The following is a 21355-nucleotide window of genomic DNA, read 5'->3' as shown; positions in this document are numbered from 1 at the left end:
GCCCGGGGTGGACTTCGATGTGCCGGACGCCGAGGAGGACTCGGAACCGCTCGCGGAAGGTGAGCTCTCGGAACTGGGCTCACTGTCGGTCGATGGCACAGTGGGAGCGTAGCTGTGCACTCGCGCACGGCCTGCACCGTGCTCCATCCGCAGGCACGGCATCGGCCACGTCGTCGGACGAGCGCCCTGCATAGGGCACCCTTGCTGGACCGGGTACCGCAATTCCGTCACACTGGTGTTGTGAAAACAACCGAGAGCTCGCTCGTGCGTCCGGGAAGTGTCGAGTCTTCGGCGTCCGGCGCAGGCGTTTCGTCGGTGCGACCCACGTCGGCCCCCGAGGGGCAGACGCGGAGCGCTGTGGTCACTCTACTGCTGGAAGAGGGCCCCATCACCGCCTCCGACATCGGTACTCGGCTGGGGTTGAGCGCTGCGGGTGTCCGACGTCACCTGGACGCACTCATCGACGCGGGCGAGGCCCGCATCACCACCCCCGCAGGTGCTCGGCAACGTGGCCGGGGCCGACCGGCCAAGCATTTCCAGCTCACCGCAGCCGGGCGCAACCGTCTCGGCCACACCTACGACGATCTTGCCGGTGCCGCCATGCGGCAGCTGCGCAAGATCGGGGGAGACGCGGCAATCGAGACATTCGCTCGGCAACGCGTCAACACCATCGTGGCCGACGTGGAGCCTGCGACGGGATCCGATGCGCATGCCGTGGAGGACGCCGCCGACCGAATCGCCGACGCGTTCAGCGCGGCCGGATTCTCGGCCACCACCCGTCAGGTGGGCAACGGTGTGCAGATCTGCCAGCACCACTGCCCGGTGTCGCACGTCGCCTCCGAGTTTCCGGAGCTGTGCGAGGCCGAGCAGACCGCGTTCGCCGAGATCCTCGGCACGCACGTGCAGCGTTTGGCGACCATCGCCAACGGTAATTGCGCGTGTACGACGCACGTACCGCTGTCACCGACGCGGTACTCGAACACCGATAGTTCCGACAAGAAGACTCCCGACGCGCAGCCCCGTGTCGGAGAACGCCCACGCCTCCGGAAGGAGCCCGCATGACCGTCACACCAGACCAGGTGACACCCACCGCGCCGCTGACCCAGGACGAGACCATCGCCTCGCTCGGCACCTACGGATACGGCTGGGCCGACTCGGACGTAGCCGGTGAAAGCGCCAAGCGCGGTCTCTCCGAGGCCGTCGTCCGCGACATCTCGCAGAAGAAGAGCGAGCCCGAGTGGATGCTCGAGGCGCGCCTCAAGGCGCTCAAGACGTTCGAGCGCAAGCCGATGCCGAACTGGGGTTCCGACCTCGATGGCATCGATTTCGACAACATCAAGTACTTCGTGCGGTCCAGCGAGAAGCAGGCTGCAACGTGGGAAGACCTGCCCGAGGACATCAAGAACACGTACGACAAGCTCGGCATCCCCGAGGCGGAGAAGCAGCGCCTCGTCTCCGGTGTCGCCGCCCAGTACGAGTCCGAGGTCGTCTACCACTCGATCCGTGAGGACCTCGAGGCTCAGGGAGTGTTGTTCCTCGACACCGACACCGCTCTCAAGGAGCAGCCGGAGCTGTTCCGCGAGTACTTCGGAACCGTCATCCCCGCAGGCGACAACAAGTTCTCCGCACTGAACACCGCGGTGTGGTCCGGTGGATCGTTCATCTACATCCCGCCGGGCGTCCACGTGGACATCCCGCTGCAGGCCTACTTCCGGATCAACACCGAGAACATGGGTCAGTTCGAGCGCACGCTGATCATCGTCGACGAGGGTGCCTACGTGCACTACGTCGAGGGTTGCACCGCGCCGATCTACAAGTCGGATTCGCTGCACTCCGCCGTGGTGGAGATCATCGTCAAGAAGGGTGGTCGTTGCCGCTACACGACCATCCAGAACTGGTCGAACAACGTCTACAACCTCGTCACCAAGCGCGCCAAGGCCGAGGCAGGCGCGACGATGGAGTGGGTCGACGGCAACATCGGCTCCAAGGTCACCATGAAGTACCCGGCCGTCTGGATGACCGGTGAGTACGCCAAGGGCGAGGTTCTCTCGGTCGCGTTCGCAGGCCCGGACCAGCACCAGGACACCGGCTCGAAGATGTTGCACCTGGCACCGCACACATCGTCGAACATCGTCAGCAAGTCCGTCGCTCGCGGCGGCGGCCGGACGTCGTACCGCGGTCTGATCCAGATCAACAAGGGTGCGCACGGTTCGCGTTCGACGGTCAAGTGCGACGCGTTGCTCGTCGACACGATCAGTCGTTCCGACACCTACCCTTACGTCGACATCCGCGAGGACGACGTCTCGATGGGCCACGAGGCCACCGTCTCGAAGGTCAGCGACGATCAGTTGTTCTACCTGATGAGCCGCGGCATGACCGAGGACGAGGCCATGGCGATGGTCGTGCGCGGCTTCGTCGAGCCGATCGCTCGCGAACTGCCGATGGAATACGCGCTCGAGCTCAACCGGCTCATCGAGCTGCAGATGGAAGGGTCGGTCGGATAAGTGAACAACCCCCTCACCGGAGTTATGGGTGCCGTGGCATCCGAAAACCCCGAGTCGGCCAAGGAAGACAAGTCGAAGCTCGTCGTAAACAAGGGCGCTCAGTTCACGTCCTACGACGTGAACGCGTTCGAGATCCCGTCGGGTCGTGACGAGCTGTGGCGTTTCACACCGCTGCGTCGGCTGCGCGGCCTGCACGACGGTTCCGCCGTCGCCGACGGGGCCGCTCAGGTCACCGTCGGCGCCCCGGAATCGGTGACCGTGGAGACCGTCGGGCGCGAGGACGAGCGACTGGGCAAGGCCGGCGTTCCTGCCGATCGTATTGCCGCTCAGGCATTCTCGGCGTTCACGGCGGCCACGATCGTCTCCGTGCCGAACGAGGTCGAGGTGGCCGATCCGATCGAGATCACCATCGACGGTCCCGGTGTCGACCACGTCGCCTACGGTCACCTCCAGATCCGACTCGGCACGTTCGCTCGTGCCACCGTCGTGATCGACCAGCGAGGTAGTGGCACGTATGCCGAGAACGTCGAGTTCGTTCTCGGTGACAGCTCGCAGTTGCACGTCGTGCTGATCCAGGACTGGCAATCCGACGCCGTGCACGTGGCGGCACACCATGCGCTGCTGGGACGCGACGCCGTGCTGCGGCACTACAACGTCAGTCTCGGCGGCGACCTGGTGCGCATCAGCCCGACCGTGCGCTACAGCGCGCCCGGTGGTGACGCCGACATGCTGGGTCTGTACTTCGCCGACGCGGGCCAGCACCTCGAGCAGCGTCTGCTCGTCGACCACTCGGCTCCGCACTGCAAGTCCAACGTCATGTACAAGGGCGCATTGCAGGGCGAAGTGGGCCCGGGCAAGCACGACGCGCACACCGTCTGGATCGGCGACGTTCTCATCCGCGCCGAGGCCGAGGGAACCGAGACCTACGAGCTCAACCGGAACCTGGTTCTCACCGACGGCGCGCGCGCCGATTCGGTACCGAACCTCGAGATCGAGACCGGGGAGATCGTCGGAGCAGGCCACGCCAGTGCCACCGGCCGTTTCGACGACGAGCAGCTGTTCTACCTGCGCGCTCGTGGCATCTCCGAGGAGGTCGCTCGCCGACTCGTCGTCCGCGGCTTCTTCCACGAGGTCATCGACAAGATTCCGGTCCCCGCCGTGCGCGAGCGCCTGGACGCTGCCATCGAGACCGAACTCGCCGTCGTCGGCGCGTAGGTCACACCCGAACCTTTCTCGACTGCACAAAGGAACTTTTTGATGTCCACACTCGAAATCCGCGATCTGCACGTCAGCGTCGCCAACTCCGACGCCACTGCGGAGCCCATCAACATCCTCAAGGGTGTCGACCTCACCGTGAAGTCGGGTGAGACGCACGCGATCATGGGTCCCAACGGTTCCGGCAAGTCGACCCTGTCCTACGCCATCGCCGGCCACCCGAAGTACACGGTGACCTCGGGCACCATCACCCTCGACGGTGAAGACGTGCTCGAGATGAGCGTCGACGAGCGTGCGCGCGCCGGCCTCTTCCTGGCGATGCAGTACCCGGTCGAGGTGCCGGGCGTGTCGATGTCGAACTTCCTCCGCACTGCCGCCACCGCCGTGCGCGGTGAGGCTCCGAAGCTGCGGCACTGGGTCAAGGAAGCCAAGACCGCGATGAGCGAGCTCGAGATCGAGGCGAACTTCCTCGAGCGCAACGTCAACGAGGGATTCTCCGGCGGCGAGAAGAAGCGTCACGAAATTCTTCAGCTGGGACTGCTCAAGCCCAAGATCGCCATCCTCGACGAGACCGACTCCGGCCTCGACGTCGACGCTCTGCGCGTGGTGTCCGAGGGCGTCAACAAGTACAAGGAGCGCGAAGACGGTGGAGTGCTGCTGATCACGCACTACACCCGCATCCTGCGCTACATCAAGCCCGACTTCGTCCACGTCTTCGTCAACGGTGAAATCGTGAAGTCCGGCGGTGCAGAGCTGGCCGACGAGCTCGAGGCCAACGGATACGCCGGCTACACGCAGGCCGCGACCACCGGAGCATGAGTATGGCTGCACCCGCAGCTGCGGCGGTGGCGGCATCGTTCGATGTCGCCACGGTTCGCCGCGACTTCCCCATCCTCTCGCGTACCGTGCGAGACGGTAAGCCGTTGGTGTATCTGGACTCCGGTGCCACCTCTCAGCGGCCCGTGCAGGTACTCGACGCCGAGCGTGAATTTCTGACCACGTGCAACGCCGCCGTACACCGCGGGGCGCATCAGTTGGCCGAAGAGGCCACCGATGCCTACGAGGGTGCGCGCGCCGCCATCGCGTCGTTCGTCGGTGCCGACGTCGACGAGATCGTGTTCACCAAGAACGCGACCGAGTCGCTCAACCTGGTGACGTACGTGCTTGCCGATCAGCGATTCGATCGCCACCTCGGTCCCGGCGACGAGATCGTCGTCACCGAACTCGAACACCACGCCAACCTCGTTCCGTGGCAGGAGCTGGCAGCTCGAACCGGTGCCACGCTGCGCTGGTACGGCGTCACCGACGACGGTCGAATCGACCTCGACTCGCTCGAATTGTCCTCGGCCGTCAAGGTTCTCGCGTTCACGCATCAGTCCAACGTGACCGGCGCGGTGGCTCCGGTCGAGGAATTGGTGCGTCGGGCCAGGGCGGTGGGCGCGCTCGTCGTCCTCGACGCGTGCCAGTCGGTGCCTCACATGAAGGTCGATTTCCACGCGCTCGACGTCGACTACGCCGCGTTCTCCGGTCACAAGATGCTCGGTCCTTCGGGGGTCGGCGTGTTGTACGGCAAGGCTGCACTCCTCGAAGCGATGCCTCCGTTCATCACCGGCGGTTCGATGATCGAGACCGTCACCATGGAGAAGACGACGTTCGCCGCGCCGCCGCAACGGTTCGAGGCCGGCGTTCCGATGACCTCGCAGGTCGTCGGACTCGGCGCAGCTGTGCAATACCTGGAGAACATCGGCATCGATGTCATCGCCGCGCACGAAAAGTCCTTGGTCGCAGCAACTCTCGCCGAGTTCGCGAAGATCGACGGTGTTCGCGTGATCGGACCGACGGAGAACGTCGACCGCGGTTCGGCGGTGTCGTTCGTGGTCGACGGCATTCATGCCCACGACCTCGGACAGATCCTGGACGACGAGGGGGTCGCCATCCGCGTCGGACATCACTGCGCGTGGCCCCTGCATCGTCGGTTCGGTGTGGCTGCGACAGCGCGCGCCTCGTTCGCGCTCTACAACACGGTCGAGGAAGTGCAGGTTCTGGCACAGGCGATTCGCCGCGCACAGTCGTTCTTCGGCACCACCGACAACGGCGGGGGAGGTCAGCGGTAGATGCGCATGGAACAGATGTACCAGGAAGTGATCCTCGATCACTACAAGCACCCGCACGGCCGTGGACTGCGCGAGCCCTTCGGTGCCGAGGTACACCACGTCAACCCCACCTGCGGCGACGAGGTGACCCTGCGCGTGCAGATCGAGAACGGCACCGTCGCCGACGTCTCGTACGACGGCCAGGGCTGCTCGATCAGCCAGGCGGCGACATCGGTGCTCACCGACCAGGTCGTCGGCCTGAGCGTCGCCGATGCGTTGAAGACGGTCGACGCGTTCAGCGACATGGTCGGCAGCAGAGGTACCGTCGAAGGCGACGAGGACGTCATCGGTGACGGAATCGCGTTCGTCGGTGTGGCCAAATACCCGGCCCGTGTCAAGTGCGCCCTGCTGGGATGGATGGCTTTCAAGGACGCGGTTGTTCAGGTAGTGGACGCAGATTCGACAGTCACGACGGGCGAGACCGCCCAGTCGGCATTTTCCGGAGGACAGGGATCATGACGGATACAACAGATACGACCCAGTCAGCGTCGGAGACATCGGAGACCACTCCGGTGGCTCTGACCGCCGACGAGATCAAGGTGCTCGAGGACCTCGAAGAAGCGATGCGCGACGTCGTCGACCCCGAACTCGGGATCAACGTCGTCGACCTGGGACTGGTGTACGACATCAAGATCGACGCCGACGACATCGTCACGGTCGACATGACGCTGACGTCGGCGGCATGCCCGTTGACCGATGTCATCGAGGATCAGGCTCGCGGCGCGCTCGTGCGCAGCGGTCTGGCCGCCGACCTCAAGATCAACTGGGTCTGGATGCCGCCGTGGGGTCCGGACAAGATCACCGACGACGGTCGCGAGCAGCTCAGGGCCCTCGGCTTCACCGTCTGACGTACGGCCGAGTCGGCCCCCTCACGCACCCTTGGCTTCGTCGGCTTTGGAGTCGGCGGTCTTGGCGGGGGTCGACTTCTTCGCTGCCGTCTTCTTGGCGGTCGCCTTCTTCGCCGGGGCTTTCTTCGCGGGTGTCTTCTTCGCCGAAGCGGATGTGGAGGACCCCGACTTCGTGTTCTTGCCTGCCGCCTCGACGCTGCGTTGCAAAGCCGCCACGAGATCGACGACCTCGGCATCCTCTCCGTCGTCGTCCTTCTCCGTCTCGGTGTGGATGACCTTCTCACCGCCGTTGGCGAGCGTCTCGTCGATCAGCTTGCGCAGTTCGATCTGGTAGTCGTCGGTGTACTCGGTGGGATCGAATTCCGAGGACATGCTTTCGACCAGGGACGTCGCCATCTTCACTTCCTGCGGGCGCGCGGACGGCGCGTCTTCGAGCGAAGGAAACTCTGCGGCCCTGACTTCGTCCGGCCATAGCAGTGTCTGAATCACCAGCACATCGTCGCGCACGCGTAGTGCGGCCAGGCGGGTCTTCTGTCGCAGAGTGAAATGCACCAGCGCGGTGCGTTCGGTTTCCTCCAGCGTCTCCCGAAGCAGCACGTAGGCCTTGGGTGACGCGGAGTCCGGCTCGAGGAAGTAACTCTTGTCGTAGAGGATCGGATCGATCTGCTCGGTCGGCACGAATTCGAGAACCGGAATTTCGTGCTTCTCCGCCGCAGGCAGCTTGTCGAAGTCGTCGTCGGTGAGAATGACGCGTTCCCCGTCGGGGGAGTCGTACGCCTTGTCGATATCGGCGAACTGCACCGACTTGCCGCATTCCTGACAGATGCGGTCGTACTTGATGCGCCCGCCGTCCTTCGCGTGCACTTGATGAAACCGAATGTCGTGCTGCTCGGTGGCCGAGTAGACCTTCACCGGAACATTGACCAGTCCGAAGGCGATCGAGCCCTTCCAAATGCTGCGCATCTGTCCATGATCGCCGACCGGGCGCCCGCGTGTCGACCGTTGGCGGGAAACTCAGCCGCGGCCCGGAGTGCGCACTATCGTGCGCGCGATCGCGAGCCTGGCCGATCCCGGGAGCGTCGGAAACATCTTCAGCATCGCGGTCATCGTCCCGAGGGCGTCGTCGTACCCGGACAGGTACGAGCGCTGCAGTTCGACCGGGAGCGAGAAGAAGCTGGAGAAGAACTGGGGGACCATCTCGGGTTCGAGAGCCAGTGCCGTGCGCAGCCCGAGGTTGCGAAGCTTCTGAACCGTCCAGACGTGCACCGGGCGCATCGGGCGCGAACGTCCACCGCCTCGGAATCTCTCGACGAGGTGATCCGCCGTCGCCAGCGACGCCGCAACGCTGTACCCCGTGGCGGGATGCATCAGATTGGAGCGGGAACCGAAGAGCACCGGTCCGCCACGCCCGGTGTGCAGCCGCGACCGAGGCGGCGGTTCGACCGAGAACCGCACTCGCTCGACGTCCTCGCCGCCGGTCGGTTCCACGTTCCGACGGGTGAGCCGGTGGTGCAGCCGCGATCGAAGCAAAGCAAGTTCCAGCGGTGGCCGGCCGACCAGACACGTCTCCTCGAGCAGGATCCGACCTTCGTCGAGCGCCACGGCGTAGAGAAAACTAGGGGCCTCACCGGGCCGAGCTCCGTTGTCGGTGCGCCAGTCCATGAACCAGGCGTCCGACCCTTCGAGGATCGGCTCGGCGCGGTCCCGGTCGACGACGATGCCGTACGCCGTCTGCTGTGCGAGGTCCCGAGAATCGAGCGTGCCGCGGGCGTCGACGACGTGACGAGCATCGACGATGGTGCCGTCGGCGGTCGTCACCCGGGAACCGGTGACGTCGACGGCCGTCCCCGCCAGCACTCGGACGCGGTCGAGGGACAGGGTCGCTTGCAGGGCAGGTGTGTCCAGCACGCAGTACGTCCGGTCGATGATCCGATGACGGTCGGTCCATACCGCCGGCTTCTGCGCAGTCGAGGCGACGGCGGTCGGAGGCAACCACGACGGCAACTCGTCGGCCCAGGCGGAATACGTCGGTGTCCAGGTGCGCGACGGGTGTGGATCGAGTGCGAGCACATCAAGTCCGGCCTCGGCGCACCGATGGGCGACGGCCCGCCCCGCGGGACCGAGTCCGACCACCGCGACGTCGGCCGAGAAATCGTTCACATTCCGCCGGTGGCGAGCAAACCACCGTCCACGCGCACGGTCTCGCCCGTGATCCAGGAGGACGCGTCCGACACCAGGAAGGCCACCAGGGCCGCTACGTCCTCAGGATTGCCGAGACGCTTCATCGGATAGCCGGCCGCTGCCGCGTCTTCGCCGTTGGCGACGAGAGCCTCGGCGAATTTCGTCTTCACCACGCCCGGAGCCACGGCATTGACGCGAATCTTCGGACCGAGCTGCCAGGCGAGCTCCTCGGTGAGGCGGATCAGAGCGGCTTTGGATGCGCCGTACGCGGCGATCACGCCGGTGGAGCGGATGCCGGCCACGCTGGCGACGTTGACGATCGCGCCGCCGTGCTCGCTCATCCAGGCATGGAACGCCTGCTGGACGAATCCGAGGGTACCCACGACGTTCGTGTCGAAGATCTTGCTCACGCCAGCCAGGTCGGCGTCCATCAGTGAGCCGTAGACGGGGTTGATGCCGGTGTTGTTGACCAGGATGTCCAGTGAACCGAAGGTCTCCACGGTGCTCGCGACCGCGTTGCGTCGGTGCTCCGGGTCGCCCGCATTACCGTCGATCGCGAGCACGGAATCGCCGAGTTCCGCTGCCGCCGCAACGAGAGGTTCGCGCTTGCGAGCGGTGATGGCGACGTTCGCGCCGCGGGCGAGCAGTTCCGCGGCGATGGCCTTGCCGATGCCTCGGCTGCCGCCGGTGACGAGTGCGGTGCGCCCGGCGAGGTCGGGGGTCGGCGCGCTGGAAGAGCTGACTGTTTCGGAGGCGTCGGTCATCGATCAGACGTTACCGGTGTCACCGTCGTTCCTGGGTGAGGGCACGTGAATGCTGAGCTAAAATGGGGGTTTGCTGTGCTGTTCGGCGGCATGGTTCGCCCGTCGGTCGACGGGCGACGATCTTGTTCGGCAATCGCTAGGAGCTCACGCGTGATCACCGCCACCGACCTGGAAGTTCGTGCCGGTGTGCGGACCCTTCTGTCCACCGAGGGGCCCGCGCTCCGGGTACAGGCGGGCGACCGCATCGGGTTGGTCGGTCGCAACGGTGCAGGAAAGACCACCACGTTGCGCATCCTGGCGGGCGAAGGCGAGCCCTACGCGGGCGAGGTCGTGCGCACCGGCGAACTCGGTTACCTGCCGCAGGATCCCAAAGAAGGCGACCTCGACGTGCTGGCCAAGGATCGCGTGCTCTCGGCGCGTGGCCTGGACACCCTCCTGCACAAGATGGAGAAGCAGCAAGCGCTGATGGCCGAGGTTGCCGACGAGGCGCTGCTCGACAAAGCAGTCCGTAAATACGGCGAACTCGAAGAGCGTTTCGCGTCCCTCGGCGGTTACGAAGCCGAGAGCGAAGCGGCCCGCATCTGCAACAGCCTCGGCCTGGCCGACCGCATCCTCGGCCAACCGCTACGGACCCTGTCCGGTGGACAGCGTCGACGCGTCGAGCTGGCTCGCATTCTGTTCGCCGCGTCCGACGGTAGTGGTGGACGATCGAACACCACCTTGCTGCTCGACGAGCCGACCAACCACCTCGACGCCGATTCCATCACCTGGCTGCGCGGATTCCTCCAGAACCACGAGGGCGGACTCATCGTGATCAGCCACGACGTCGAACTGCTCGGAGACGTGGTGAACAGGGTGTGGTTCCTCGACGCCGTCCGCGGCGAAGCCGACATCTACAACATGAACTGGAAGAAGTACCTCGACGCCCGCGCCACGGACGAGCAGCGTCGCCGTCGTGAGCGCGCCAACGCGGAGAAGAAAGCCGGGGCACTGCGCGTGCAGGCCGCCAAGATGGGGGCCAAGGCGACGAAAGCCGTTGCAGCACAGAACATGGCGAAGCGCGCCGACAAGCTGCTCGCCAACCTCGATGCCGAACGTGTGTCCGACAAGGTGGCGCACATTCGTTTCCCAGAGCCGGCACCGTGCGGCAAGACGCCGCTGATGGCGAAGAACCTGACCAAGATGTACGGATCGCTGGAGATCTTCGCCGGCGTCGACCTCGCCATCGACCGGGGCAGCCGTGTCGTGGTGCTCGGGCTCAACGGTGCAGGCAAGACGACGCTGCTGCGGATCCTCGCCGGAACCGAGAAGGCGGATACCGGTGAGATCGAACCCGGCCACGGCATGCGCGTCGGATACTTCGCGCAGGAACACGACACTCTCGACGACCACGCTTCTGTCTGGGAGAACATCCGGCACGCGGCACCCGACACCGGCGAACAGGAACTGCGATCGCTGCTCGGAGCCTTCATGTTCACCGGGCCCCAGCTCGACCAGCCGGCAGGAACACTGTCCGGTGGCGAGAAGACCCGTTTGGCTCTCGCCGGGTTGGTCTCCTCCGCGGCGAACGTTCTCCTGCTCGACGAACCGACCAACAACCTCGACCCGATCTCCCGTGAGCAGGTGCTCGACGCGCTACGCAGCTACAAGGGCGCTGTCGTACTGGTTACCCACGATCCCGGTGCCGCCGAAGCGCTGTCACCCGAACGAGTGATTCTGCTTCCCGACGGCACCGAGGACCACTGGTCGCAGGAATACCTGGAACTGATCCAGCTCGCGTAACGGTGCTCAGTCCTGCCTGCGGACCGACTCCTCGACCAGGTCCAGGATCGCGGCGAGGTTCGAGCCGCCGTGACCGGACGCAATGCGAGCCACCAGGCCGTCGAGCACGAGATCGAGGTAGTCGGCGAGGACGTCGTTGGGTACGTCGTCGCGCAGTCGTCCTGCGGTCTTCTGACGCTCGAGTCGTCCGAGTGTGGCGTCGGTCAGCTCGGCCGACCTCTCGGCCCAGCTGGACCGGAAGTCCGCGTCCGTGCGCAATCGTCGGGTGATCTCAAGCCGCGTGCCGAGCCATTCGAATTGTTCGGGTTGCGCCAGCATGTCTCGCATCACCTGCACCAGACCCTGAGTGGCCGCGACCTCGGCCATGCGTCGGGCATCTTCCTGAGCCAGCGCGAGGAAGAGCCCGTCCTTGTCCTTGAAGTGGTGGAATATGGCTCCGCGCGACAGGCCGGTGGCTTCTTCGAGACGCCGTACTGTCGCGCCCTCGTAACCGAACTCGCCGAAGCACTTACGCGCGCCGTCGAGAATCTCGCTTCGACGGGCAGCCAGGTGGTCTTCGCTGACCTTGGGCACGTGTGGGTTTCCTACTTTCGATGAGGGCCTCGACCGAGACGGCGATGGGCCCGGAAACACGTTGTCGGTTCCGGGCCCATCGCCGTTCGAGGCGTACGTCAGACGACGCGCACTCAGCCTCTGATCATGTTGCGCAGCACGTACTGCAGGATGCCGCCGTTGCGGTAGTAGTCCGCTTCACCCGGGGTGTCGATGCGAACCACTGCCTCGAATTCGACCTTCGAGCCGTCTTCCTTGGTGGCGATGACGGTCATCGTCTTCGGGGTGGTGCCCTCGTTCAGCTTCGCGACTCCGACGATGTCGAAGGTCTCGGTGCCGTCCAGCTTGAGCGACGATGCGCTCTCACCGGCCGGGAACTGCAGGGGGACGACGCCCATGCCGATGAGGTTGGAGCGGTGGATGCGCTCGAACGACTCGGTGATGACGGCCTTGACGCCCAGGAGCGAGGTGCCCTTGGCGGCCCAGTCACGTGAGGAGCCGCTGCCGTACTCCTTGCCGCCCAGCACGACCAGCGGGATGCCGGCCTTCTGGTAGTTCTGCGACGCGTCGTAGATGAAGGACTGCGGTCCGCCGTCCTGCGTGAAGTCGCGGGTGTAGCCACCCGAGACGTCGTCGAGGAGCTGGTTCTTCAGGCGGATGTTCGCGAACGTTCCGCGAATCATGACCTCGTGGTTTCCGCGGCGCGAACCGAGCGAGTTGTAGTCCTTGCGCTCGACGCCGTGCGAATCCAGGTACTGCGCGGCAGGTGTACCCGCCTTGATGGGACCGGCCGGGCTGATGTGGTCGGTGGTGACCGAATCGCCGAGCAGCGCCAGCACGCGTGCACCCTTGATGTCCTCGACGGGAGCCGGGTCCATCGTCATGCCGTCGAAGTACGGAGGCTTGCGCACGTACGTCGACTTGGGATCCCACTCGAACGTGTCGCCCTCGGGGGTCGACAGGTTCTGCCAGCGGCTGTCACCGGCGAAGATGGTCTCGTAGGACTTGCTGAACATGTCCCGGCTGATCGAGGACTGGATGGTCTCCTCGATCTCCTGCGAGGACGGCCAGATGTCCTTGAGGAACACCGGATTGCCCTCGTGATCCTCGCCGAGAGCGTCGGTCTCGAAGTCGAAGTCCATCGTGCCCGCCAGGCCGTAGGCGATGACCAGCGGCGGCGAAGCCAGGTAGTTCATCTTCACGTCGGGGGAGATGCGGCCTTCGAAGTTGCGGTTGCCCGACAGGACTGCGGTGACCGAGAGGTCGTTGTCGTTGATCGCCTTCGAGATCGGCTCGAGCAGCGGACCGGTGTTACCGATGCACGTGGTGCAGCCGTAACCACCGAGGTAGTAGCCGAGCTTCTCGAGGTACGGCCACAGGCCGGCCTTCTCGTAGTAGTCGGTGACGACCTGCGAGCCGGGTGCCATGTTGGTCTTGACCCACGGCTTGGTGGACAGCCCCTTCTCGACGGCATTGCGGGCGAGCAGTGCTGCGCCGAGCATGACCGACGGGTTCGAGGTGTTGGTGCACGAGGTGATGCCTGCGACGACGACGGCACCGTGGTCGAGGACGAATTCGCCGGCCTCGTCGGTGGTGACCCGAATCGGCTTGCTCGGGCGGCCCTCGGAACCGTATGCGGCAGAACGTACGTCGACGGAGTCCTCTTCGGCGAAGCTCAGCGAAGCGGAATCACTGGCCGGGAACGACTCGTCGAGTGCCTCGTCGAGCTTGCTGTCACCCTCGTGCGCCGGGTGGTTCTCCTCGACGTAGTTGTGGATGTCCTTGCGGAAGGCAACCTTGGACTCGGACAACAGGATTCGGTCCTGCGGGCGCTTCGGTCCCGCGATGGACGGAACGACCGTGTTGAGGTCGAGTTCGATGTACTCGGAGTACACGGCCTCGTTCTTCGGGTCGTGCCACATGCCCTGTTCCTTGGCGTACGCCTCGACGAGCGCGAGCTGCTCGTCGCTGCGGCCGGTGAGGCGCAGGTAGTTGATCGTCTCTTCGTCGATTGGGAAGATCGCTGCGGTGGAACCGAACTCGGGGCTCATGTTGCCCAGGGTGGCGCGGTTCGCGAGCGGAACCTCGGCCACGCCCTCGCCGTAGAACTCTACGAACTTGCCGACGACGCCGTGCTTGCGCAGCATCTCGGTCGCGGTCAGCACCACGTCGGTCGCGGTGACGCCGGGCTGGATCTCACCGGAGAGCTTGAAACCGACGACGCGGGGGATCAGCATCGAGACGGGCTGGCCGAGCATGGCCGCCTCGGCTTCGATACCGCCGACGCCCCAGCCCAACACACCGAGGCCGTTGACCATCGTGGTGTGCGAGTCGGTGCCGACGCAGGTGTCGGGGTAGGCCTGGCCCTTGCGGGTCATGATCGTCGGTGCGAGGTATTCGATGTTGACCTGGTGCACGATGCCCATGCCCGGAGGGACGACCTTGAAGTCGTCGAACGCGCCCTGTCCCCAACGCAGGAACTGGTAGCGCTCACCGTTGCGCTCGTACTCGAGGTCGACGTTGCGCTCGAGAGCATCGGCGCGGCCGAAGACGTCGAGGATGACCGAGTGGTCGATGACCATGTCGGCGGGGGAGAGGGGGTTGACCTTGTTCGGGTCGCCGCCCAGGGTGGTGACGGCTTCACGCATCGTGGCGAGGTCGACGATGCAGGGAACGCCGGTGAAGTCCTGCATGATGACGCGTGCAGGGGTGAACTGGATCTCGAAGCTCGGTTCCGCGGACGGATCCCACGAGGCGATCGAACGAATGTGGTCGGCGGTGATGTTTGCACCGTCCTCGGTGCGAAGGAGGTTCTCCGCGAGGACCTTCAGTGCGTAGGGCAACTTCTCGGCACCGGGCAAGGCCGACAGTCGGAAGATCTCGTACGAGTTCTCTCCGACTTCGAGGGTGCCCTTTGCACCGAATGAATCTTTACTTGCGGTCACTTCAGCTCCACTCGTCTATGAGGCACACCGCCGACGGGGCTGTGTCGACGGTTGAAGCGAGGCGCCGACTGCGGGCCTCGGCCTCGAATCTCGGTAGCGAGAGTTCGGGGCGGACGCACGGTCGGTGTCTCGATGGAAGTCTAACAGTACGCTTGTCCTGTGAAAACCTGCGGTCGGGTCCTCGGTGGGTCTGGAGGGACCGAACCACACGACGATCCTCACGCAGTGCTCCCGGCTGCGCAATGAAGGGCGACCTCAGTAGTGAAGCCGGACCTGCGGGGCAACCAGGTTCGCACGTGGCGGTGACGTAGGGTTCGAGCCGACTGGTTCCTACCGACTGGACGAGAGATGCCTGAGCCGATTCACGCCGTTTCCCCACTTGCCACCGATATACCGGCAGGTCTGGACGTCGACAGCATCGTCGCCACGGTCCGCGAGTCCGGCGTCAGTGCCCCCGCCGACGAGGAGGCCGGTTTGTCCGCGGCCGTCGCGCGCGCCGAGGACCACGGCATCGATCTGAGCATCGTCATCGTGCCGACCGAACCTCGCCACGACTCGCAACTTCGAGACCTCGCAACCGCTGTCGGAGCACGCGAGGGCGGGACTGTTCTCGTGCTCAGCCCAGGGCAGGTGGGTACGTTCAGCGACTCGATCAGCCGGGTGACCCTCGAAGCAGGCCAGGACCGTACGTACACCGGGAACCACGTCGTGGCGGCCGACAACTTCGTCGACACCCTCGTCGAGGATCAGACGCCGTGGGGTCTGCTCACGGGCGGCCTGGTCGTCGTGGTCGCCGCGGTCGCGGCTCTGACCGCTGTCGTGAAGGTCCGCAGATATCGCTCGCGTTCGGAGTCGAACGACCGCGCGCACAGCGAGTCCGTCGCCGACTGAACACGCGCGTCGGAGTGTCGTTCGACCGACCGACGCTCGCCCCGTTCGACCCCGTCCCGATGGTGACCGTCGGGTCGTCCGAAAAAGTCGGAAAAATTGTTTTCGGTAAACCCCGAGTTCACGGCGTTGTGCCTGGTGAAATTACCAATGTGTCATTTGTGACTGGAGTTTCTTTAGGGTGCGAAGTGTCGTACGGTGCCATTGGCACTGCTGGGGAAGGAGTGTCGCAGAAGGCGGTTGTCATCCGTGGGGAACTCGGGAGGCCACTGCTTCGGGTGTGACTGACGTGGTTCGCACCTGTCGTATCGCTGCGTGTTTCTTTCCTGCCCGGCGAGAGCGCTCACCGTCACCTGCGATCGGGGTGGAGGACGGAGAGCTTCCCGACGGCACGACGGTTCGACGCGAACCTGAGTGAATGCCGGACCCGAGGGAGACATTTGTGAGCCGACGTCAAGTCCGCGGAACTCACCGCCGTGCACTCGTCCGTACCCGATTCGTGCTGGTAGGCGCAGGCCTCGTTCTCGCGTTGACGGCGACCCTTCCCGGGGTTGCCGCCGCGGTACCACCGCCACCCCCCAACCCCTCGGACACCGACATCGCCGCCGCGGGCAGCGCCGTCGATTCGAGCCTCGGCCGAGTCGGCCAACTGATCGACGCGATCGCCTCGGCCAACCAGCAGCTCGCCCAACTCGACGACGAGGTCGCGTCGAAGCGCGAAGGCGTCAACAAGGCCCTGGTCGATCTGCAGAATGCGCGCGACGCGGCCGACGTGGCCGCCGCGGTCGTCGGTGCCGCACAGCAGGCTCTCGCCGACGCAGGCACCCAGATCCAGGCGGCCCAGGCCAAGTTCGACGAGTTCGCCAAATCGAGCTACACCCAGGGCTCGGGCGTCGCCTCGATGGCGTCGTTCCTGGGATCCAGCGGACCGGACGACGTCCTGGACCGCGCCCAGGTCCTGAAGATTCTCTCCAACAGTCAGAACGCAGTACTCGACGGCCTGCAGCGAGCCCGTACCGAGCAGGCGAACCGCGACTCGGCAGCGCGTGAGTCCAAGCAGCAAGCCGACGCCGCTGCCTCGGAAGCCGAGGCGAAGAAGGCGGAGGCCGAGCAGGCCATCGCCGAGGCGCAGGCCGCGCTGCAGGCAGAGGCCGACCGGAAGGCCACGATCGAATCGGAGCGCGACTCGGCGCAGACCGAACTCGATGCCGCCCGCAGCAACGTCGCCGGTCTGCAGGACCAGCGAGCCGCATACGGCGACTGGGAGGCGCAGAAGGCGGCCGAGGACGCGGCCATTGCCGCCGCCACGGCCGCAGCGAAGGAAGCTGCTGTGCAGGCAGCTGCCCGAGTGTCGGCCAACCTGGCGGCGCAGCAACGCGCGGCCGCCATCGCCGAGGGCCAGCGTTCACACGTGGACGTGGACGACGATTCGAGCGCGTCGACCGACTCGGACAGCTCGACCACGACCACGCCCACCACCCCCACCAAGCCCAAGGCGCCCACCAAACCGAAGACCTCCACGACCCCGTCCGTCACCGGCAGCGCAGCTGTCGAGTTGGCGATCGACCGCGGAATGAGCCAGCTCGGTGTGCCGTACTCCTGGGGCGGCGGCGACGAGAACGGACCGACCAAGGGCATCAGGGACGGCGGAGTCGCCGACAGCTACGGCGACTACAACAAGGTCGGCTTCGATTGCTCGGGGCTGATGATCTACGCCTTCGCAGGACTGGGTATCTCGCTACCGCACTACACCGGCTACCAATACACCGCCGGTAAGCAGGTGCCGTCCTCGGAGATGAAGCGCGGCGACATGATCTTCTACGGACCCAACGCCAGCCAACACGTCGCGCTCTACCTCGGCGACGGCAAGATGCTCGAAGCCCCGCAATCGGGTTCGGTGGTGAAGGTGTCCGACGTTCGCTACAGCGGAATGACGCCGTACGCCGTGCGCATGGTGTCCTGACCGCGATCCGCAGGCTCCACTCCGGCTTCTCGAGTCGCTCCGCAGGCTCCACTCCGGCTTCTCGAGTCGTTCCGCAGGCTCCACTCCGGCTTCCCGCCGGGGGTGCCTTTCGGCGCACACACCGATCACCTGGAATAGTTGATTGCGGCGGTACGAAACGAGCCCGACGACGATCGACTGAAAGCGGTGAATTCTTGGTGACATCACGTGACGGCCGGATTTCGAACGACGAGGGGTCGACGCGAGTCGAGTCTGCGACTCCGAATCCACCGAGTGCGGAGCCGAAGCGGGTGGACAGTCCGGCCCTGGCCGAGGACGTCCAACTTCTCGAGAAGGCCGTGTACGAGGTCAAGCGCGTGATCGTCGGTCAGGACCGACTGGTGGAGCGCATTCTGGTGGGGTTGCTCGCACGCGGACACGTGTTGCTCGAGGGCGTCCCCGGTGTCGCCAAGACCCTCGCCGTCGAGACCTTCGCACGGGTGGTGGGTGGTTCGTTCTCACGAGTTCAGTTCACTCCCGACTTGGTGCCCACCGACCTCGTGGGCACCCGGATCTACCGTCAGGGCCGTGAGGAGTTCGACACCGAACTGGGACCCGTCGTGGCCAACTTCGTGCTGGCCGACGAGATCAACCGTGCACCGGCCAAGGTTCAGTCCGCACTGCTCGAGGTCATGGCGGAGCGGCACGTGACCATCGGCGGCAAGACGTTCCCGATGCCCGACCCGTTCCTGGTGATGGCCACGCAGAACCCCATCGAGAACGAGGGTGTGTACCCCCTTCCCGAAGCTCAGCGAGACAGGTTCCTGTTCAAGATCGTCGTCGACTACCCGACGGTCGAAGAGGAACGCGAGATCGTCTACCGCATGGGCATCAAGGCCCCCGAGCCCAAGCAGATCCTCGACCCGGCCGAGTTGGTTCGGCTGCAGAATCTGGCCAGCTCGGTGTTCGTGCACCACGCGCTCGTCGACTACGTGGTGCGGGTCATCGCCGCTACCCGAACGCCCGAGCAGTTCGGGATGGACGACGTGGCGAGCTGGATCGCCTACGGTGCATCGCCACGTGCGACACTCGGCATCATCGCGGCCTCCCGCGCACTGGCTCTGCTCCGTGGTCGCGACTACGTCGTCCCTCAGGACGTTCTCGAAGTCATTCCCGACGTGCTCCGGCACCGTCTCGTGCTCTCCTACGACGCTCTGGCCGACGAGGTGACCCCCGAGACGGTCATCTCCCGGGTGCTGCAGACCGTCGGTCTACCGCAGGTGTCGCCGCAGGCGGTACCGCTGCCGCAGAGCAACGGAGGGGGTCCGGCCGGGCAGCACTTCGACGGACGTCAGCCGCAGGGGCCCTACCCGCCCCAGGGGCAGTACCCGGCACCCGGTCAGTTTCCCGGCCAGGGCCAACCGCCTGCGCCCCAGCAGCCGGGTCCCCAGCAGCCAGGGCCCCAGAGCCATCCGCAAGCCGGGCAGTACGGCCAGCCCGCACCGTCTCTGCAGAAGCCGTCCGGTGACGGATCATCGATCGGTACGCCGGGGCAGTGAGCGGACCCGACACCGCCTCCGCGGGCCGAGCCGTCGTTTCCCGGCCGCCGTCGTTCCGCTCGGGTGAGCTGCGTGATCCGAAGCTGGCCGCAGCGCTGCGGACCCTGGAACTGACCGTGCGTCGACGGCTGGACGGGGTGTTGCACGGTGACCATCTCGGATTGATACCCGGTCCGGGGTCCGAGCCGGGCGATGCCAGGGAGTACCAGCCGGGTGACGACGTTCGCCAGATGGACTGGTCGGTCACCGCGCGTACGACGCATCCGCACGTGCGGCAGTCCGTCGCCGACCGCGAACTGGAGACCTGGCTCGTGGTCGATCTGTCGGCCAGCCTCGACTTCGGCACCACCGGGTGCGAGAAGCGCGACCTCGCGGTCGCGGCCTCGGCTGCCATCACGCACCTGTCCGGCGGTGGCGGAAATCGAATCGGCGCGGTGGTGGCAACAGGTTCGGACACCAACCGCATTCCGGCACGCGGCGGCCGCGTGCACACGCAGTCGATGCTTCGCGCCATTGCCACCACTCCTGCTGCAGCCGACGGTGTGCGCGGCGACCTGCGCGCGGCCATCGAAGCGTTGCGACGCCCCGAACGACGCCGTGGAATGGCAGTGGTGATCAGCGACTTTCTCGGGCCGATCGACTGGGAGCGCTCGCTCCGGGCCATCTCCGCGCGGCACGACGTCTTGGCCGTCGAGGTACTCGACCCACGTGATCTCGAACTGCCCGACGTCGGTGACGTCGTTCTCCACGATCCGGAATCCGGTCGTACTCGCGAATTCAGTACGACACCGCGGTTGCGGGCAGATTTCGCGCGCGCAGCCGCGGCACACCGTGACGACGTGGAGAAGGCGCTGCGGCGGTGCGGCGCACCTCGATTGACGCTCCGTACCGACGGTGACTGGATCGCCGACGTCGTACGGTTCGTGACCGCACGCAGGCACACCATCGGGGCCGGATTCACCAACACCGCGCGGGCGCCGCGATGAGCCTGACCGATTTCGCCTCGCCGTGGTGGCTGGGCTTTCTCGTCGTCGTCATCGCACTGACGGTCGGCTACGTCTGGGTCCAGCGGCGCAAGCAGAAGCACGTACTGCGGTTCTCCAACATGGAACTGCTCGAGTCCGTCGCACCCGATCGGCCCAATCGGCTGCGGCACCTGCCGACGGCTCTCGTTCTGGTCGGCCTGATGTTCCTCACCGTTGCGCTGGCCGGCCCAACCGCCGATCAACGCGTGCCCCGGAACCGGGCAACGGTCATGCTGGTGATCGACGTGTCACTGTCCATGGAGGCCACGGACGTCGAGCCGACTCGGTTGGCCGCCGCGCAGGAAGCAGCGAAATCCTTCGCCGACGGTCTGACACCCGGCATCAATCTCGGACTGGTCGCGTTCGCCGGTACGGCGTCGGTTCTGGTCTCGCCAACGGCCAACCGCGAGGCCACCAAGTCCGCCATCGACAAGTTGCAGCTCAGCGAGCGAACGGCCACAGGCGAGGCGATCTTCACCTCGCTCCAGTCCATCGACACTCTCGGTGCCATCCTCGGCGGCGGCGACGCGGCACCGCCTGCGCGCATCGTGCTGCTCTCGGACGGTAAGCAGACCGTCCCGCAGAACCTCGACGACCCACGCGGCGGGTACACCGCGGCGCGTGCCGCCAAGGACAAGAACGTGCCCATTTCCACGATCTCGTTCGGCACCAGCTACGGCTCGGTCGAGATCGAGGACGAGAACGGCGTCGAACGCGTCCCCGTACCGGTCGACGATCCGTCGTTGCGAGAGATCGCGAACCTGTCCGGCGGCAGCTTCTTCTCCGCGTCGTCGCTCGAGGGTCTCCGAGACGTCTACGACACCCTCGAAGAACAGATCGGGTTCGAGATCACCCGCGGCGACGCGTCGCGTCCGTGGCTGATACTCGGTGTTCTCTGCATATCGGTCGGCCTCGGTTCGGCGTTGGTGATGCGGCAACGTCTGCCGTGATCTTTGTTCTTACTCACCAGTAAGTTTCGCTTTGTCATTCCAGGACG

18 protein-coding genes are annotated in these 21355 nt (G+C 65.6%); 13 read left to right on the top strand and 5 right to left on the bottom strand.

Annotated elements, in window-relative coordinates; translation table 11 throughout:
- Window positions 1-315: 315 nt before the first annotated feature.
- From CH273_RS19090 to CH273_RS19060, 7 genes are read left to right on the top strand one after another with little or no spacing between them, the layout of a single operon-like run.
- Window positions 316-1062 carry a helix-turn-helix transcriptional regulator gene (locus CH273_RS19090; RefSeq protein ID WP_317810418.1) on the top strand — a complete coding sequence of 249 codons (747 nt, stop codon included), beginning with the start codon at window positions 316-318 and terminating at the stop codon, window positions 1060-1062.
- Entirely contained in the window at window positions 1059-2504 is a 1446-nt protein-coding gene (gene sufB / locus CH273_RS19085; protein ID WP_032398021.1) for a Fe-S cluster assembly protein SufB, read from the top strand. Before CH273_RS19090 ends, sufB begins: the two co-directional genes overlap by 4 nt.
- 24 nt (window positions 2505-2528) lie before the next feature.
- Window positions 2529-3719 (top strand): Fe-S cluster assembly protein SufD, encoded by a 1191-nt coding sequence (gene sufD / locus CH273_RS19080; RefSeq protein ID WP_094638060.1) that lies wholly within the window; start codon window positions 2529-2531, stop codon window positions 3717-3719.
- Window positions 3720-3761: 42 nt separating this feature from the next.
- Window positions 3762-4538, top strand: coding sequence for a Fe-S cluster assembly ATPase SufC (gene sufC / locus CH273_RS19075; RefSeq protein WP_032398023.1), 777 nt, complete (start codon window positions 3762-3764; stop codon window positions 4536-4538).
- A 2-nt stretch (window positions 4539-4540) separates the two neighbouring features.
- Window positions 4541-5833: a cysteine desulfurase gene (locus CH273_RS19070; RefSeq protein WP_032398024.1), complete on the top strand. Its 1293-nt coding sequence runs from the start codon at window positions 4541-4543 to the stop codon at window positions 5831-5833.
- Complete coding sequence (sufU, locus tag CH273_RS19065) at window positions 5834-6331, top strand: Fe-S cluster assembly sulfur transfer protein SufU (RefSeq protein ID WP_032398025.1); 498 nt, start codon at window positions 5834-5836, stop codon at window positions 6329-6331.
- Complete coding sequence (locus CH273_RS19060) at window positions 6328-6720, top strand: metal-sulfur cluster assembly factor (RefSeq protein WP_032398026.1); 393 nt, start codon at window positions 6328-6330, stop codon at window positions 6718-6720. Before sufU ends, CH273_RS19060 begins: the two co-directional genes overlap by 4 nt.
- A 21-nt stretch (window positions 6721-6741) precedes the next feature.
- Here the strand turns inward: CH273_RS19060 and ku are convergent, their stop codons facing one another.
- Genes ku through CH273_RS19045 form a run of 3 tightly spaced genes read right to left on the bottom strand, consistent with a single transcriptional unit; the run spans window position 6742 to window position 9665 of the window.
- Entirely contained in the window at window positions 6742-7683 is a 942-nt protein-coding gene (gene ku / locus CH273_RS19055) for a non-homologous end joining protein Ku (protein WP_032398027.1), read from the bottom strand.
- Between the two features lie 51 nt (window positions 7684-7734).
- Complete coding sequence (locus CH273_RS19050) at window positions 7735-8880, bottom strand: lycopene cyclase family protein (protein WP_032398028.1); 1146 nt, start codon at window positions 8878-8880, stop codon at window positions 7735-7737.
- Window positions 8877-9665 (bottom strand): SDR family oxidoreductase, encoded by a 789-nt coding sequence (locus CH273_RS19045; protein ID WP_032398029.1) that lies wholly within the window; start codon window positions 9663-9665, stop codon window positions 8877-8879. Before CH273_RS19045 ends, CH273_RS19050 begins: the two co-directional genes overlap by 4 nt.
- Window positions 9666-9815: 150 nt before the next feature.
- Between CH273_RS19045 and CH273_RS19040 the strand changes: the two genes are divergently transcribed.
- Window positions 9816-11447: an ABC-F family ATP-binding cassette domain-containing protein gene (locus CH273_RS19040; RefSeq protein ID WP_032398030.1), complete on the top strand. Its 1632-nt coding sequence runs from the start codon at window positions 9816-9818 to the stop codon at window positions 11445-11447.
- A 6-nt stretch (window positions 11448-11453) separates the two neighbouring features.
- Here CH273_RS19040 and CH273_RS19035 read toward each other — a convergent pair whose 3' ends face one another.
- The gene (locus CH273_RS19035) at window positions 11454-12020 is read right to left on the bottom strand and encodes a TetR/AcrR family transcriptional regulator (protein ID WP_032398031.1); all 567 of its coding nucleotides are present in this window, start codon (window positions 12018-12020) and stop codon (window positions 11454-11456) included.
- 113 nt (window positions 12021-12133) lie between these two features.
- Window positions 12134-14944, bottom strand: coding sequence for an aconitate hydratase (locus CH273_RS19030; protein WP_032398032.1), 2811 nt, complete (start codon window positions 14942-14944; stop codon window positions 12134-12136).
- 348 nt (window positions 14945-15292) lie between these two features.
- Between CH273_RS19030 and CH273_RS19025 the strand changes: the two genes are divergently transcribed.
- From CH273_RS19025 to CH273_RS19005, 5 genes are all read left to right on the top strand, one after another.
- Window positions 15293-15835 carry an Rv1476 family membrane protein gene (locus tag CH273_RS19025; protein ID WP_032398033.1) on the top strand — a complete coding sequence of 181 codons (543 nt, stop codon included), beginning with the start codon at window positions 15293-15295 and terminating at the stop codon, window positions 15833-15835.
- 439 nt (window positions 15836-16274) lie between these two features.
- Window positions 16275-17795 carry an NlpC/P60 family protein gene (locus CH273_RS19020; protein WP_032398454.1) on the top strand — a complete coding sequence of 507 codons (1521 nt, stop codon included), beginning with the start codon at window positions 16275-16277 and terminating at the stop codon, window positions 17793-17795.
- Between the two features lie 290 nt (window positions 17796-18085).
- Window positions 18086-19333: an AAA family ATPase gene (locus CH273_RS19015; RefSeq protein WP_032398455.1), complete on the top strand. Its 1248-nt coding sequence runs from the start codon at window positions 18086-18088 to the stop codon at window positions 19331-19333.
- A complete protein-coding gene (locus CH273_RS19010; protein ID WP_032398034.1) occupies window positions 19330-20319 on the top strand; it encodes a DUF58 domain-containing protein in 990 nt (329 codons plus the stop codon). The genes CH273_RS19015 and CH273_RS19010 overlap by 4 nt, the downstream gene beginning before the upstream one ends.
- Window positions 20316-21308: a VWA domain-containing protein gene (locus tag CH273_RS19005; protein ID WP_032398035.1), complete on the top strand. Its 993-nt coding sequence runs from the start codon at window positions 20316-20318 to the stop codon at window positions 21306-21308. Before CH273_RS19010 ends, CH273_RS19005 begins: the two co-directional genes overlap by 4 nt.
- Window positions 21309-21355 lie beyond the last annotated feature (47 nt).

This window comes from Rhodococcus sp. 05-339-2 (assembly GCF_002258965.1).
Classification (GTDB): domain Bacteria; phylum Actinomycetota; class Actinomycetes; order Mycobacteriales; family Mycobacteriaceae; genus Rhodococcoides.
The sequence above is the reverse complement of the archived record's forward strand: the minus strand, read 5'-3'. Positions and strand labels throughout refer to the sequence as shown.

Excerpts from the sequence above, each read along its gene's own strand:
- sufB (WP_032398021.1), top strand. The coding sequence starts at position 1,059 with ATGACCGTCACACCAGACCAGGTGACACCCACCGCGCCGCTGACCCAG.
- sufD (WP_094638060.1), top strand. The coding sequence starts at position 2,529 with ATGGGTGCCGTGGCATCCGAAAACCCCGAGTCGGCCAAGGAAGACAAG.
- sufC (WP_032398023.1), top strand. The coding sequence starts at position 3,762 with ATGTCCACACTCGAAATCCGCGATCTGCACGTCAGCGTCGCCAACTCC.
- CH273_RS19070 (WP_032398024.1), top strand. The coding sequence starts at position 4,541 with ATGGCTGCACCCGCAGCTGCGGCGGTGGCGGCATCGTTCGATGTCGCC.
- sufU (WP_032398025.1), top strand. The coding sequence starts at position 5,834 with ATGCGCATGGAACAGATGTACCAGGAAGTGATCCTCGATCACTACAAG.
- CH273_RS19060 (WP_032398026.1), top strand. The coding sequence starts at position 6,328 with ATGACGGATACAACAGATACGACCCAGTCAGCGTCGGAGACATCGGAG.
- ku (WP_032398027.1), bottom strand. The coding sequence starts at position 7,683 with ATGCGCAGCATTTGGAAGGGCTCGATCGCCTTCGGACTGGTCAATGTT.
- CH273_RS19045 (WP_032398029.1), bottom strand. The coding sequence starts at position 9,665 with ATGACCGACGCCTCCGAAACAGTCAGCTCTTCCAGCGCGCCGACCCCC.
- CH273_RS19025 (WP_032398033.1), top strand. The coding sequence starts at position 15,293 with ATGCCTGAGCCGATTCACGCCGTTTCCCCACTTGCCACCGATATACCG.
- CH273_RS19005 (WP_032398035.1), top strand. The coding sequence starts at position 20,316 with ATGAGCCTGACCGATTTCGCCTCGCCGTGGTGGCTGGGCTTTCTCGTC.